Origin of the sequence: Domibacillus sp. PGB-M46, assembly GCF_022668875.1 — a bacterium.
GTDB lineage: Bacteria > Bacillota > Bacilli > Bacillales > Domibacillaceae > Domibacillus.
In genome coordinates this window covers 41,291-54,858 of record NZ_JAKGCR010000028.1, presented here as the reverse complement: position 1 = coordinate 54,858, position 13,568 = coordinate 41,291, and the positions used below count along the sequence as shown (strand labels likewise).

The following is a 13,568-nucleotide window of genomic DNA, read 5'->3' as shown; positions in this document are numbered from 1 at the left end:
GCAATAGCGAAGAGGTCACACCCGTTCCCATCCCGAACACGGCCGTTAAGCTCTTCAGCGCCGATGGTAGTTGGGGGTTTCCCCCTGCGAGAGCAGGACGCCGCCTGGCAAGATAAGACAACTTGAAAAATCAGGTTGTCTTTTTTGTATTTAAGAGCAAAATAATTGAACCAAGGCATTCTTTCCTTTATAATTATCGTCAAATATAGTCAAGGTCAAGGTGGGGAGAATCATGAGAAACGTTTCTGATATTATTGAACAGTATTTGAAACAAGTACTCGAACACAATGGCAGCGAAATTGTTGAAATAAAACGCAGCGAAATTGCTGATAAATTTCAATGTGTCCCCTCTCAAATCAACTATGTGATTAATACCCGTTTTACCGTGGAACGAGGTTATGTAGTTGAAAGCAAACGGGGTGGCGGCGGCTACATTCGCATCATTAAAGTGACCACGCATGAAAAAAGTGATCTTCTTGATCAAATGATGGCTCTTACAGGCTCAAGGCTTTCACAGGCGAGTGCGGAAAATTTCGTTTATCGTCTGCTTGAGGAAAAGGTAATTTCCACTCGCGAGGCGAAATTAATGATAGGTGTAATGGAACGTTCCGTGCTCAATACTGATTTGCCTGAACGGGATGAGTTGAGGGCGAGAATGATGCAATCATTTTTAGCATCTCTTAAATATGTAGAAGGCAGGTGAGCAGGATGATATGTCAGGAGTGTCATGAGCGGCCGGCAGCTCTTCATTTTACGAAAACAGTAAATGGAGAAGTAACAGAAGTTTATTTATGCGATCATTGTGCACATGAAAAAGGTGAACACTTATTTAGCGGCCATCCGGCTTTTTCATTAAATAATCTGCTTGGGGGGTTGTTTAATCCTGAGCCCCATTTTTCCACAAACCCTTCTTTCCGCGATCGGGAAACACATTGCGAAAAGTGCCATATGACATTCCAGCAGTTTTTGCAAAGTGGTAAATTTGGCTGTGCTCACTGCTATAAATCATTTGAGTCAAAACTATTCTCTATTTTAAAACGGCTTCATGGTGGTAATACTGTTCACCAAGGGAAGATTCCGGCACGTATGGGAGGTAAACTTCATTTGCAAAAAGAAGTACATCAATTGCGTGAAAAGCTTCAAGAGATGATAAATAGTGAACAATTTGAAGAAGCGGCAGGCGTTCGCGATCAAATTCGTGCTTTGGAAAAAAAGTTGTCGGGTGAAGGAGGCGGTTTGTAATGTCTCTGGAACGATTTATCAACCAGCAAACGACAGCCTGGATGAGCGGTACAGGACCAGACTCTGATGTAGTCCTGAGTACGCGTATAAGACTGGCACGCAACTTGGAGAATGTTCCATTTCCGACAATCTTATCAATGGAAAAAGCGGAAGAAGTCGTTGACCAAATAAATAAAGCTGCTTCTGAATCATTGTCTCTCGAGCTTTTAAAAATGGAGGATATCTCACAGCTTCAAAAAAGAGTATTGGTAGAAAAGCACTTGATCAGCCCTTATTTAGCGGAAACATCTTTATACGGTGCTGTGCTTATTTCTGAACAAGAAGACGTAAGTATTATGGTAAACGAGGAAGACCACTTACGTATTCAGTGTCTGGCCTCAGGTTTACAGCTGCATGAAACGCTGGAAAAAGCAAATCAGATTGATGACGCAATTGAAGGCCGGGTACCATATGCTTTTGATGAAAAGATGGGTTACTTAACCGCTTGTCCAACCAATGTGGGAACCGGGCTTCGGGCATCGGTGATGATACACCTGCCCGGCTTGGTGCTGACACGTCAAATGAGCCGTATTATTCCAGCTATCAGCCAATTAGGGCTTGTTGTTAGAGGAATTTATGGGGAAGGTAGCGAAGCTTTAGGTAACATCTTTCAAATTTCCAATCAGTTGACTCTTGGAAAGTCCGAAGAAGATATCATTAATGACCTGGACAGCGTGGTGCATGAATTAATGTCCCGTGAGCAGTCAGCGCGCGATGCATTAATGCAAACATCTCCTATCCAGCTGGAAGATCGGATTTTTCGGTCGTACGGCATTTTATCAAACAGCCGCGTGATTGAAACAAATGAAGCATTTCAGTGTTTATCAGATGTTAGATTAGGGATTGATTTAGGGTATATCACTCATATACCAAAAAGCATCTTAAATGAGCTGATGATCTTAATGCAGCCCGGCTTTTTGCAGCAGTATGCCGGAGGACCGCTTCGAGCGGAAGAACGGGACATTCGTAGAGCCGCATTGATTCGTGAACGGCTTGAACTAGAAGAAACGAATTAAGATAAGGGGGAAATGGATATGATGTTTGGACGTTTTACAGAAAGAGCACAAAAGGTACTAGCGTTAGCACAGGAAGAAGCGATTCGCCTGGGTCACAATAACATTGGAACAGAACACATTTTACTCGGACTTGTTCGTGAAGGCGAAGGAATCGCGGCTAAAGCGCTGTACGGTTTAGGTCTTAGCGCGGAAAAGATTCAAGAAGAAGTAGAAGAGTTAATTGGAAAAGGCGACGGTGCTTCTAAAACCGTTCATTATACACCGAGAGCCAAAAAAGTCATTGAGCTTTCAATGGATGAGGCTCGTAAATTAGGCCACTCTTATGTAGGAACAGAACACATCCTGCTTGGCTTAATTCGTGAAGGCGAAGGAGTGGCAGCGCGTGTACTTGGCAACCTTGGCGTCAGCTTAAACAAAGCACGCCAGCAAGTATTGCAGCTTCTTGGCAGCAGTGAATCAGGAAGCGGCCAGGGAGGCCAGGCTTCAAATGTCAGCACGCCGACTCTGGACGGACTTGCACGTGATTTAACAGTGATTGCCCGTGAAGGAAGCTTAGACCCGGTTATTGGCCGCAGCAAAGAAATTCAGCGTGTTATTGAGGTGCTGAGCCGCCGCACGAAAAATAACCCTGTTTTAATCGGGGAGCCAGGTGTCGGGAAAACGGCTATTGCTGAAGGTCTTGCTCAGCAGATCATTAACAACGAGGTGCCGGAAACACTTCGCAATAAGCGCGTGATGACGCTGGATATGGGAACAGTAGTAGCGGGAACGAAATACCGTGGTGAATTTGAAGACCGCTTGAAAAAAGTAATGGACGAAATTCGCCAGGCTGGCAATATTATTTTATTTATCGATGAGCTGCACACACTTATTGGAGCAGGCGGAGCAGAAGGTGCCATTGATGCGTCTAATATTTTAAAACCGTCTCTTGCGCGCGGCGAGCTTCAATGTATCGGTGCAACAACACTTGATGAGTACCGTAAATACATCGAGAAAGACGCGGCTTTAGAACGCCGTTTCCAGCCGATTCAAGTCGATGAACCAACATTAGAGGAATCGATTCAAATTTTAAAAGGATTGCGTGACCGGTATGAAGCCCATCACCGCGTAGCGATTTTAGATGAAGCAATTGAAGCAGCAGTGAAAATGTCTGACCGTTACATTTCTGATCGGTTCCTGCCGGACAAAGCCATTGATTTAATTGATGAAGCTGGTTCAAAAGTTCGTCTTCGTTCTTTTACAACACCGCCAAATTTAAAAGAGCTTGAAGCAAAGCTTGAAGCGTTGAAACACGAGAAAGATTCTGCCGTACAAAGCCAGGAATTTGAAAAAGCAGCGTCTCTTCGTGATTCCGAGCAAAAGCTTCGTGAAGAGCTGGAGCAAACGAAAAACAGCTGGAAAGAAAAGCAGGGCACAGAAAACAGCGAAGTAACAATGGAAGACATTGCGATGGTTGTATCAAGCTGGACAGGGATTCCAGTTTCAAAACTGGCTCAAACAGAAACAGACCGCCTGCTGAATCTGGAAGAGATTTTGCACTCTCGCTTAATTGGCCAGGAAGAAGCCGTGACGTCTATTTCTAAAGCTGTGCGCCGGGCACGTGCAGGGTTAAAAGATCCAAAACGCCCAATCGGCTCTTTTATTTTCCTTGGACCAACAGGTGTCGGGAAAACAGAACTGGCTAAAGCATTGGCTGAATCTATGTTCGGTGATGAAGATGCAATGATTCGGATCGATATGTCCGAGTATATGGAGAAACATTCAACATCTCGCCTTGTCGGTTCGCCTCCAGGATATGTAGGCTATGAAGAAGGCGGTCAGCTGACAGAAAAAGTTCGCCGCAAGCCGTACTCTGTTGTTCTATTGGATGAAATTGAAAAAGCGCACCCGGATGTTTTTAACATTCTGCTTCAAGTTCTTGAAGATGGACGCTTAACAGATTCAAAAGGCCGTACCGTTGATTTCCGCAATACTGTTCTCATTATGACATCCAATGTTGGAGCGCAGTCTTTGCAGAAAAACAAATATGTCGGTTTTAATATTCAAGATGCATCACAAGACCACAAAGATATGAAAGGAAAAGTGATGGATGAGTTAAAACGCGCATTCCGTCCAGAATTCCTAAATCGTATCGATGAAATTATCGTCTTCCATGCTCTTGAGAAAAAACACTTAAAAGAAATCGTTACTCTTATGACGGACCAGCTGACAACACGCCTCAAAGAGCAGGACATCAATGTCGAGCTGTCTGATAAAGCGAAAGAAAAAATCGCGGAAGAAGGATACGATCCGGAATATGGTGCACGTCCGCTTCGCCGGGCACTTCAAAAGCAAGTAGAAGACCGCTTGTCAGAGGAGCTGCTTAAAGGCAATGTATTAACTGGACAGCACGTCGTAGTAGATGTAGATGAGAAAGGCGAGTTTGTAGTCCGCACGGCGGCCGGCTCAACCTCGTAATGAAAGCGTGCAGCGGGTCTGTTAAAGACCCGCTGTTTTTTATGAAAAAGGAGAGGGAACATGGCTAAAGTAAAAACAAAATTTGTCTGTGGCTCTTGTGGATATGAATCACCGAAGTGGATGGGGAAATGTCCAGGCTGTGGTCAGTGGAATCAAATGGTGGAAGAAACAGAAATCACCGGAAAACCAAAGCGTACAACCTTCGCTCATTCGGATACAGTTATGGCAAAGCCATCCCGGCTCGTTGACGTAGAAACCTCTCAAGAGCCAAGAGTGGAAACTGATTTAAAAGAGTTAAACCGAGTATTAGGCGGCGGAGTCGTGCCTGGTTCACTCGTTCTGATTGGCGGTGACCCGGGCATTGGGAAATCCACGCTTCTTTTGCAGGTTTCTTCCCAGCTTTCATCCAAAGGAAGCAATGTGCTTTATATCTCTGGTGAGGAGTCGGTGAAACAAACAAAAATGCGTGCATCCCGAATGGGCATTAACGAACAAAGCCTGTATATTTACGCTGAAACGAACCTTCAGCTGATTCATTCGGCGATTGAAAACATGAAGCCGCAGTTTGTCATCATCGACTCCATTCAAACGGTTCATCATCCGGAAGTAACGTCAGCGCCGGGCAGTGTGTCACAGGTGCGTGAGTGTACAGCAGAGTTGATGCGTATTGCTAAAGTGAATAACATTGCTATTTTTATTGTCGGACACGTTACAAAAGAAGGAGCTATCGCAGGACCTCGTCTTCTTGAACATATGGTGGATACCGTGCTTTATTTCGAGGGCGAGCGGCACCATACGTACCGGATTTTACGGGCGGTTAAAAACCGATTCGGCTCAACTAATGAAATGGGCATTTTTGAGATGAAAGAAGCGGGTCTTGAGGAAGTGGCCAATCCATCCGAGATTTTTTTAGAGGAGCGTACAAAAGGAACATCCGGTTCCACAGTAGTTGCGTCTATGGAGGGCACCCGGCCCGTGCTGGTAGAAATACAAGCACTTGTGTCGCCAACGGTCTTTGGAAACCCTCGTCGGATGGCAACCGGCATTGACCATAACCGGGTAACGCTTATTATGGCGGTGCTTGAAAAACGAGTCGGCCTGCTTTTACAAAACCAGGATGCTTACTTGAAAGTAGCCGGCGGTGTAAAGCTTGATGAGCCGGCCATTGACTTGGCGGTGGCAGTCAGTATTGCCTCAAGCTTCCGGGATGAACCAACAGGTGCTTCAGACTGCTTGATTGGTGAGGTTGGCCTGACCGGAGAGGTTCGGCGCGTATCTCGAATTGAGCAGCGTGTAAACGAGGCAGCAAAGCTTGGGTTCACACGCATTATTGTTCCGGCGAACAACATTGGCGGCTGGACAGCGCCGGCAGGGGTTCAAATTATTGGTGTATCCACTGTAAATGAAGCATTAAAAATGGTGTTCGGTAAATAAAAAACGAAACAAAACCGATTTGAGTCTCGTATTATTAGCGCGAGGCTCGAAACGTGTTTATAATAAAAAGAATAGGGAGGTGAAACAAACATGTTGAAGCGTCTTGTACAGGGCGGGTTTATTATTTTAGGCGGTACGCTTGGCGTATTTCTTCTTCCGGACTTATTCCTTTATCTTCATTTTGATCATCCATTTATTAATAACCCCTATGTCGCAGCGCTTGTAGGAGCACTCCTTTTCTATTTGCTTACCTTTTGGGCAGTAGACTATATTGTGGAGTTTATTAAGTGGATCGAGGATCGAATTGTGAATGCACCGCTGACTGATATTGTCACAGGCGGACTCGGTTTGTTGGCCGGCCTTCTTGTGGCAATGCTGGTTGGGATTCCGCTTGCACAGCTGGAATTGCCGATCGTCAATACGGTCGTGCCCATTTTGCTGACCATTGGCCTTGGATATCTTGGCTTTCAGTTTGGGTTTAAGCGCCGGGATGAACTAACCTCTTTGTTTTCTTCAAGTAAATCTTCGAAGCGAAAGGAAGTTCAAGCGGAAGAAACGGCACCTGCGCTTCCGGCAAAATCATTTAAAATACTGGACACGAGCGTGATTATCGATGGGCGGATTGCTGATATTTGTGAAACAGGCTTTTTGGACGGCACAATTGTGATTCCACAATTTGTTCTTGAAGAATTACAGCATATTGCCGATTCTTCTGATACACTAAAGAGAACAAAAGGACGCCGCGGCCTTGATATTTTAAATCGTCTGCAAAAAGATGTCCCAATTGAAGTCGAGATGACAGAAAAGGACTATGAAGATGTTCAGGAAGTAGATTCAAAGCTTGTGAAGCTGGCGAAGGAAATAAGCGGTATTGTCGTCACCAACGATTTTAATTTAAATAAAGTATGTGAATTTCAAAAAGTGCAAGTACTTAATATTAATGACCTTGCCAACGCGGTAAAACCGGTAGTCATTCCGGGAGAAGAAATGCATGTGCTGGTGATTAAAGATGGGAAAGAACAGCGCCAGGGCGTTGCCTACCTCGATGACGGAACGATGATCGTCGTAGAGGATGGCCGCGATTTTATCGGCAAGCAAATTGACGTAATTGTCACAAGCGTACTGCAGACATCTGCCGGACGAATGATTTTTGCAAAACCGAAACATGCATGAGAAGAAAGGAAAGGTTTAAACGAATGGACTATTATGTCGTGATTCCAGCTGCCGGAAAAGGAAAGCGTATGAAAGCAGGCATGAACAAAGTGCTGCTTGAGCTTGAAGGGCTGCCGCTTATTATTCATACGCTCACTGTATTTGAGACGGATGCGTCATGCAGGGGCATTGTGCTGTCGGTTCATCCGGATGAACGGAAGGAATTTCAGCAGCTTTTAGCCATACACCGAATTACAAAAGTGTGCGCATTCGCAGATGGCGGCAAAGAACGGCAGCACAGTGTCTACAGTGGTTTAAAGGCGCTTCCGCCGGAATCAGACATTGTCCTTGTTCACGATGGTGCGCGGCCGTTTATTACAAAAGAAACGGTTGCGACACTCGTCGAAAGCGCCCGGGCAACAGGTGCAGCCATTGCGGCTGTTCCGGTCAAAGACACAATAAAAAAAGCGGCAAGCGGCATTGTGTCCGAAACAGTCGAACGGGCAAGCCTCTGGTCCGTGCAAACACCGCAGGCTTTTCAAAAAGAGGTTCTTCTTTCCGCCCAGAAAAAAGCGGAAGAAGAAGACTTTTTGGGAACCGATGAATCATCGCTTGTGGAACGGACCGGCTACCCTGTTTGTATTGTCGAAAGTGATTATGACAATATTAAATTAACGACACCGGAAGATTTATATTTTGCCCGGGCGATTATTGCAAAAAGAAATGAAAGCAAGGTGTAAATAACATGTTTCGAATTGGACAAGGGTTTGATGTGCATCAGCTTGTAGAAGGACGCCCGCTTATTATCGGCGGCATTACTATTCCGCATGAAAAAGGGCTGCTCGGCCACTCGGATGCGGATGTGCTTTTGCACACAGTGGCAGACGCATGTCTTGGAGCGATTGGTGAGGGGGATATTGGCCGTCATTTTCCGGATACAGATGCAGCATTTAAAGATGCAGATTCTGCAAAGCTGCTGGAGCACGTTTGGCAGCTTGTACAAAACAAAGGCTATGAGCTGGGGAATATCGACTGCACGATTATCGCCCAAAAGCCGAAAATGGCCCCTTACATCGGTGCGATGCAGGAGCGCATTGCCGAACTGCTCCAGGCGGACACAGATCAAGTAAATGTGAAAGCCACAACGACCGAAAAACTCGGGTTTCCGGGAAGAGGCGAGGGCATTGCATCGCAGGCAGCCGTTCTATTGGTAAAAAAACAAAGGTAAAACAGCATCGGAGGAAAAAGCAATGACAAATCATGTACGTGTTCGCTACGCGCCGAGCCCAACTGGTCATTTACATATCGGGAACGCGCGGACAGCGCTTTTTAACTATTTATATGCCCGCAATCTTGGCGGATCATTTATTATCCGGATTGAGGACACAGACCAAAAGCGGAATATTGAAGGCGGCGAACAAAGCCAGCTGGAATACTTAAAATGGCTTGGCGTCGACTGGGATGAAGGGCCGGATGTCGGCGGTGAATACGGACCGTACCGTCAATCAGAGCGAAACGATTTATACAAACAGTACTATGAGCAGCTTTTAGCAGAAGGAAAAGCGTATAAATGCTACTGTACCGCCGAAGAGTTGGAAGCGGAGCGCACGGCGCAGCAGGAGCGCAACGAAATCGCCGGCTACTCGGGGAAATGCCGCCATCTGACAGACGAAGAAAGAGCTGCTTTAGAAGCAGAAGGCCGTCGTCCAAGCATTCGTTTTCTTGTTCCATCAGGCGAGACGATTACATTCAATGATATCGTAAAAGAAGAGGTATCTTTTGAGTCGGATGGCATCGGTGGTGACTTCGTTATCGTCAAGCAGGACGGAACGCCAACATACAACTTTGCTGTAGCGGTAGACGATCATTTAATGAAAATGACGCATGTTCTTCGTGGAGACGACCATATTTCCAATACACCGAAGCAGCTGCTTATTTACAAGGCTCTTGGCTTTGAACCGCCTGTATTCGGTCATATGACGTTGATCGTAAACGAAAGCCGTAAAAAGCTGAGCAAGCGTGATGAATCCATCATTCAGTTTATTGAGCAGTACAAAGAGCTTGGCTATCTGCCGGAAGCATTGCTCAATTTTATTACGCTTCTTGGCTGGTCACCGAAAGAAGAAGAGGAAATCTACACGAAAGAGCAGTTTATTGAGCAGTTTGATGCAGCCCGCCTGTCTAAATCACCAGCATTTTTCGACAAACAAAAGCTTCTTTGGATGAACAACCAGTACATGAAGGAGCAGCCGGTGGACCGGGTCATTGAACTTGCACGGCCGCATCTTGTGAAAGCAGGCTTGATTGAAGAAACGCTTTCTCCTGAAAAAGAAGAATGGGTAACAAGCTTGATCGCGCTTTATCAGGAAAAAATGAGTTACGGTGCAGAAATTGTCGAATTATCGGGTCTATTCTTCAAAGAAGAGGTTTCTTACGAGGAAGAAGCGAAAGAAATTCTTTCCGAAGAACAAGTTCCTGAAGTACTTCGCGCGTTTGCTGAAAAAGCAGGAGCTCTTGAGCCGTTCCAGGCAGAAGGTGTGAAAAAAGCAATGAAGGAAGTGCAAAAAGAAACAGGCCATAAAGGCAAAAAGCTGTTTATGCCAATTCGTGCAGCTGTAACTGGCCAGACACATGGACCAGACCTTCCGAAAGCGATCGAGCTGCTTGGCCGCGAAAAAGTCATCACACGTTTGAATACGGTTCTTGATTAAAAGGCGGACCTGTATATAATAGAGTATATATAAAGTAAAGCGTTGAAGAGGAAAAGTAAGCGGCAGATGCCTTTCAGAGAGAACCGCCATGGCTGCGAGCGGTTTAGGCCCCTCTGTCCGCAGAAGTGCCCCTCGGAGCCTGCGGCTGAACAAAAAGTAAGCGGCAGCGGGAAATCCCCGTTATCGATCTGGAGTTGGGAAAACGGCGAAGGGCCGTTTTTCAAACAGAGTGGAACCGCGTATACAAAACGTCTCTGTCTATCAGAGGCGTTTTTTTGTATGTCTGAAAAAGGATTTGGGAGGAGTGGAAACAATGCTGCGTGTATTAAAGCAGGACATCGACACGATTTTTGAGCAGGACCCGGCAGCAAGAAGTTATCTAGAAGTGATTTTAACGTATTCGGGGCTGCATGCCATTTGGGCGCATCGCCTGGCTCATGGGTTTTACAAACGGAAGTTTTATTTTATTGCCCGGGTTATTTCTCAAATCAGCCGCTTTTTCACGGGCATTGAAATTCATCCAGGTGCCCGGATTGGCCGCGGTCTTTTTATCGACCACGGTATGGGCGTTGTCATTGGGGAAACATGTGAAATCGGTGACAATGTTACGCTTTATCAAGGGGTAACACTCGGGGGAACTGGTAAAGAAAAAGGAAAGCGCCACCCCACTGTTCTTGACGGAGCATTGATTGCCACAGGAGCGAAGGTGCTCGGCTCGATTACTATTGGGGAATGCGCCCGGGTTGGCGCTGGCTCGGTTGTATTAAAAGATGTACCGGCCAATTCAACGGTTGTTGGGATTCCGGGCCGGGTTGTTATACAGAATGGCAAAAAAGTTCAGCCTTCTGTAAAGGATTTAAACCACAGCAATATGCCTGACCCTGTTGCCGACCGCTTAAAAAGCCTGGAAGCAGAAATTGCTTACTTGAAGGAAGAAATGAAGAGAGGGGATCACACGAATGTCCATTAAATTATATAATACGCTGACGCGCAAAAAAGAAGAATTTGTCCCGCTTGAAGAGGGGAAAGTAAAGATGTATGTATGCGGTCCAACCGTTTATAACTACATTCATATCGGAAATGCCCGTCCAGCTATTGTATTTGATACAGTGCGCCGCCATCTGCAATACCGCGGATACGAAGTAAAGTACGTATCAAACTTTACCGACGTGGATGACAAGCTGATCCGGGCAGCGAACGAGCTCGGAGAAGAGGTGCCGGTCATTGCCGAACGTTTTATTCAGGCATACTTTGAAGATACCCACGCACTGGGCTGCCAGACAGCCGACGTTCATCCGCGCGTAACGGAAAGCATTGAACTGATTATTGAATTTATTGCCGAGCTTGTAAACAAAGGATTTGCTTATGAATCCGGCGGAGACGTGTACTACCGGACCCGTAAATTTAACGGATACGGCAAATTGTCTCATCAATCCATTGATGAACTAAAAGTCGGTGCCCGTATCGGCGCTGGCGAGAAAAAAGACGACGCACTTGATTTTGTTTTATGGAAAGCAGCGAAAGAAGGAGAAATCTCCTGGAGCAGCCCATGGGGAGAAGGACGTCCCGGCTGGCATATTGAATGCTCGGCAATGGCCCGTAAGTATCTTGGTGATTCCATTGATATTCACGCAGGCGGACAGGATTTAACATTCCCGCACCATGAAAATGAAATTGCCCAGTCGGAAGCATTAACAGGCAAGCCGTTTGCCCGGTATTGGCTGCATAACGGCTACATTAACATCGATAACGAAAAAATGTCCAAATCACTTGGCAACTTTGTACTCGTCCATGACATTATTAAAGAGGTGGACCCGCAGGTGCTTCGCTTCTTCATGCTGTCGGTTCATTACCGCAATCCGGTTAACTACAACAAAGAATTGCTCGACAGCTCTGCCGCTTCGCTTGACCGGTTGAAAACGGCTTATCAAAATGTAAAGCACCGCAAAGAATCCAGCACCAATTTAACGGACCATAACGATCAATGGATCGAAAAAGTGAATCGTCACCACGAGCGTTTCCTGCAGGAAATGGATGATGACTTTAACACAGCCAATGCCATTTCTGTCCTGTTTGATTTATCAAAAGATGCGAATGTGTACTTACTTGAGGACCATACATCTACAGAAGTCATTGATGCATTTTTGTCGAAATTTGAAGATATGTTTTTCGTGCTCGGCCTGCAGCTGCAGCAGGAGGACCTATTGGATGAGGAAATTGAAGCATTGATCCAAGAGCGGAATGAAGCGCGCAAAAATCGGGATTTCGCCCGTGCAGACAGCATTCGCGATCAGCTCAAAGACATGAATATTATCCTGGAAGATACGGCTCAAGGAATCCGTTGGAGACGCGGATGATGAAAGGGCTCGCAGAACCTCTTAAAGATGCAAGACAGCTGAACGGATTGGCGCTGGCTTATATGGGAGATGCTGTATACGAAGTGTATGTGCGGAAGTTTTTGCTGGAATCCGGACGGGTGAAGCCGAACGATCTGCACCGCGCTTCGACAAAATTCGTCTCTGCCAAGGCACAGGCTGCCCAGCTGCACCGGCTGTTTGAAGAACAGTTTTTAACCGAAGAAGAACAAACGGTCGCTAAGCGCGGCCGCAATGCAAAATCGGGGCATATTCCGAAAAACACAGATGTTCTGACCTATAACCACAGTACCGCTCTTGAAGCTGTAATCGGTTTTTTGTTTTTAACCGGCCAGCTTGAGCGAATGGAAGAGATTATCTACAATATCTTAGAGAACGGAGGGACGAACGGATGACACAGGAACAAGAATGGATCGGGGGACGAAACCCCGTTATGGAAGTGCTGCGTGCCGGACGTGATATCAATAAGCTTTGGGTGCAGGAAGGGGCACAAAAAGGCTCGATTCAGCAAATTATCGCCAAAGCAAAAGAACTGAGCATTCCGGTTCAAATGGTGCCGAAGCGAAAAATTGAACAAGTGGTGCCGGAGAATCACCAGGGAGTCGCAGCGTCTGTCGCGGCGTACCAGTATGCAGAAATTGACGACTTATTTGCCAAAGCAGAAGAAAGCGGCGAGCCGCCGTTTTTCCTCCTGCTTGATGAGCTCGAAGATCCGCATAATCTTGGCTCGATTATGCGGACGGCCGATGCAGTCGGCGCGCATGGAATTATTATTCCAAAGCGCCGGTCCGTGAGTTTAACCGCAACGGCTGCGAAAGCCTCCACAGGCGCCATCGAATACATTCCGGTAGCCCGCGTCACGAATCTTGCCCGCACAATGGATGAATTAAAAGAGCGGGGAATTTGGATCGCTGGAACAGATGCATCGGGTGCCGAAGATTACCGCCGATTTGATGGCACGATGCCTCTTTGCCTTGTGATTGGCAGTGAAGGCCGCGGTGTCAGCCGTCTTGTAAAAGAAAAATGCGATTTTCTCATTCAGCTGCCGATGGTCGGTCACGTCACTTCTCTTAATGCGTCGGTAGCGGCTGCCCTGCTCATGTACGAAGTATACCGGAAGCGTCATCCGCTGGGGAACTAAC

The 13,568-nt window shown here is 46.4% G+C and carries 13 protein-coding genes, 1 rRNA gene and 1 other annotated feature; all 14 genes read left to right on the top strand.

Annotated elements, in window-relative coordinates; translation table 11 throughout:
- A 5S ribosomal RNA gene (rrf, locus tag L2D08_RS20850) occupies positions 1 to 109 on the top strand; the annotation flags it as partial.
- A 120-nt stretch (positions 110 to 229) separates the two neighbouring features.
- Complete coding sequence (locus L2D08_RS20845) at positions 230 to 703, top strand: CtsR family transcriptional regulator (RefSeq protein ID WP_375337625.1); 474 nt, start codon at positions 230 to 232, stop codon at positions 701 to 703.
- A gap of 5 nt (positions 704 to 708) precedes the next feature.
- Positions 709 to 1,242, top strand: coding sequence for a protein-arginine kinase activator protein McsA (mcsA, locus tag L2D08_RS20840; protein ID WP_242236843.1), 534 nt, complete (start codon positions 709 to 711; stop codon positions 1,240 to 1,242).
- On the top strand, positions 1,242 to 2,297 hold the full coding sequence (gene mcsB, locus L2D08_RS20835; protein WP_242236841.1) for a protein-arginine kinase McsB: 1,056 nt from the start codon (positions 1,242 to 1,244) through the stop codon (positions 2,295 to 2,297). The genes mcsA and mcsB overlap by 1 nt, the downstream gene beginning before the upstream one ends.
- 18 nt (positions 2,298 to 2,315) lie before the next feature.
- Complete coding sequence (gene clpC, locus L2D08_RS20830) at positions 2,316 to 4,754, top strand: ATP-dependent protease ATP-binding subunit ClpC (protein WP_242236839.1); 2,439 nt, start codon at positions 2,316 to 2,318, stop codon at positions 4,752 to 4,754.
- A 60-nt stretch (positions 4,755 to 4,814) separates the two neighbouring features.
- Entirely contained in the window at positions 4,815 to 6,188 is a 1,374-nt protein-coding gene (gene radA, locus L2D08_RS20825; RefSeq protein WP_242236835.1) for a DNA repair protein RadA, read from the top strand.
- A gap of 90 nt (positions 6,189 to 6,278) precedes the next feature.
- Entirely contained in the window at positions 6,279 to 7,361 is a 1,083-nt protein-coding gene (locus L2D08_RS20820; RefSeq protein WP_242236832.1) for a PIN/TRAM domain-containing protein, read from the top strand.
- A 23-nt stretch (positions 7,362 to 7,384) separates the two neighbouring features.
- The gene (gene ispD, locus L2D08_RS20815) at positions 7,385 to 8,080 is read left to right on the top strand and encodes a 2-C-methyl-D-erythritol 4-phosphate cytidylyltransferase (RefSeq protein WP_242236828.1); all 696 of its coding nucleotides are present in this window, start codon (positions 7,385 to 7,387) and stop codon (positions 8,078 to 8,080) included.
- Positions 8,081 to 8,085: 5 nt separating this feature from the next.
- The gene (ispF, locus tag L2D08_RS20810) at positions 8,086 to 8,568 is read left to right on the top strand and encodes a 2-C-methyl-D-erythritol 2,4-cyclodiphosphate synthase (RefSeq protein WP_242236823.1); all 483 of its coding nucleotides are present in this window, start codon (positions 8,086 to 8,088) and stop codon (positions 8,566 to 8,568) included.
- A 22-nt stretch (positions 8,569 to 8,590) separates the two neighbouring features.
- The gene (gene gltX, locus L2D08_RS20805; RefSeq protein ID WP_242236822.1) at positions 8,591 to 10,051 is read left to right on the top strand and encodes a glutamate--tRNA ligase; all 1,461 of its coding nucleotides are present in this window, start codon (positions 8,591 to 8,593) and stop codon (positions 10,049 to 10,051) included.
- Between the two features lie 33 nt (positions 10,052 to 10,084).
- Positions 10,085 to 10,310 (top strand) — a binding site (T-box leader).
- Positions 10,281 to 11,021: a serine O-acetyltransferase gene (gene cysE / locus L2D08_RS20800; protein ID WP_309241441.1), complete on the top strand. Its 741-nt coding sequence runs from the start codon at positions 10,281 to 10,283 to the stop codon at positions 11,019 to 11,021. (Overlaps the previous feature by 30 nt.)
- A complete protein-coding gene (cysS, locus tag L2D08_RS20795; RefSeq protein ID WP_242236819.1) occupies positions 11,011 to 12,408 on the top strand; it encodes a cysteine--tRNA ligase in 1,398 nt (465 codons plus the stop codon). The genes cysE and cysS overlap by 11 nt, the downstream gene beginning before the upstream one ends.
- The gene (locus L2D08_RS20790) at positions 12,408 to 12,821 is read left to right on the top strand and encodes a Mini-ribonuclease 3 (protein ID WP_304653943.1); all 414 of its coding nucleotides are present in this window, start codon (positions 12,408 to 12,410) and stop codon (positions 12,819 to 12,821) included. The genes cysS and L2D08_RS20790 overlap by 1 nt, the downstream gene beginning before the upstream one ends.
- The gene (gene rlmB, locus L2D08_RS20785; RefSeq protein WP_242236813.1) at positions 12,818 to 13,567 is read left to right on the top strand and encodes a 23S rRNA (guanosine(2251)-2'-O)-methyltransferase RlmB; all 750 of its coding nucleotides are present in this window, start codon (positions 12,818 to 12,820) and stop codon (positions 13,565 to 13,567) included. Before L2D08_RS20790 ends, rlmB begins: the two co-directional genes overlap by 4 nt.
- Position 13,568: the final 1 nt, after the last annotated feature.

Bases quoted from the DNA above. Each gene is read 5' to 3' on its own strand.
- gltX (WP_242236822.1), top strand. From the start codon at position 8,591: ATGACAAATCATGTACGTGTTCGCTACGCGCCGAGCCCAACTGGTCAT.
- mcsA (WP_242236843.1), top strand. From the start codon at position 709: ATGATATGTCAGGAGTGTCATGAGCGGCCGGCAGCTCTTCATTTTACG.
- ispF (WP_242236823.1), top strand. From the start codon at position 8,086: ATGTTTCGAATTGGACAAGGGTTTGATGTGCATCAGCTTGTAGAAGGA.
- mcsB (WP_242236841.1), top strand. From the start codon at position 1,242: ATGTCTCTGGAACGATTTATCAACCAGCAAACGACAGCCTGGATGAGC.
- ispD (WP_242236828.1), top strand. From the start codon at position 7,385: ATGGACTATTATGTCGTGATTCCAGCTGCCGGAAAAGGAAAGCGTATG.
- L2D08_RS20820 (WP_242236832.1), top strand. From the start codon at position 6,279: ATGTTGAAGCGTCTTGTACAGGGCGGGTTTATTATTTTAGGCGGTACG.
- cysS (WP_242236819.1), top strand. From the start codon at position 11,011: ATGTCCATTAAATTATATAATACGCTGACGCGCAAAAAAGAAGAATTT.
- rlmB (WP_242236813.1), top strand. From the start codon at position 12,818: ATGACACAGGAACAAGAATGGATCGGGGGACGAAACCCCGTTATGGAA.
- clpC (WP_242236839.1), top strand. From the start codon at position 2,316: ATGATGTTTGGACGTTTTACAGAAAGAGCACAAAAGGTACTAGCGTTA.
- radA (WP_242236835.1), top strand. From the start codon at position 4,815: ATGGCTAAAGTAAAAACAAAATTTGTCTGTGGCTCTTGTGGATATGAA.
- L2D08_RS20790 (WP_304653943.1), top strand. From the start codon at position 12,408: ATGAAAGGGCTCGCAGAACCTCTTAAAGATGCAAGACAGCTGAACGGA.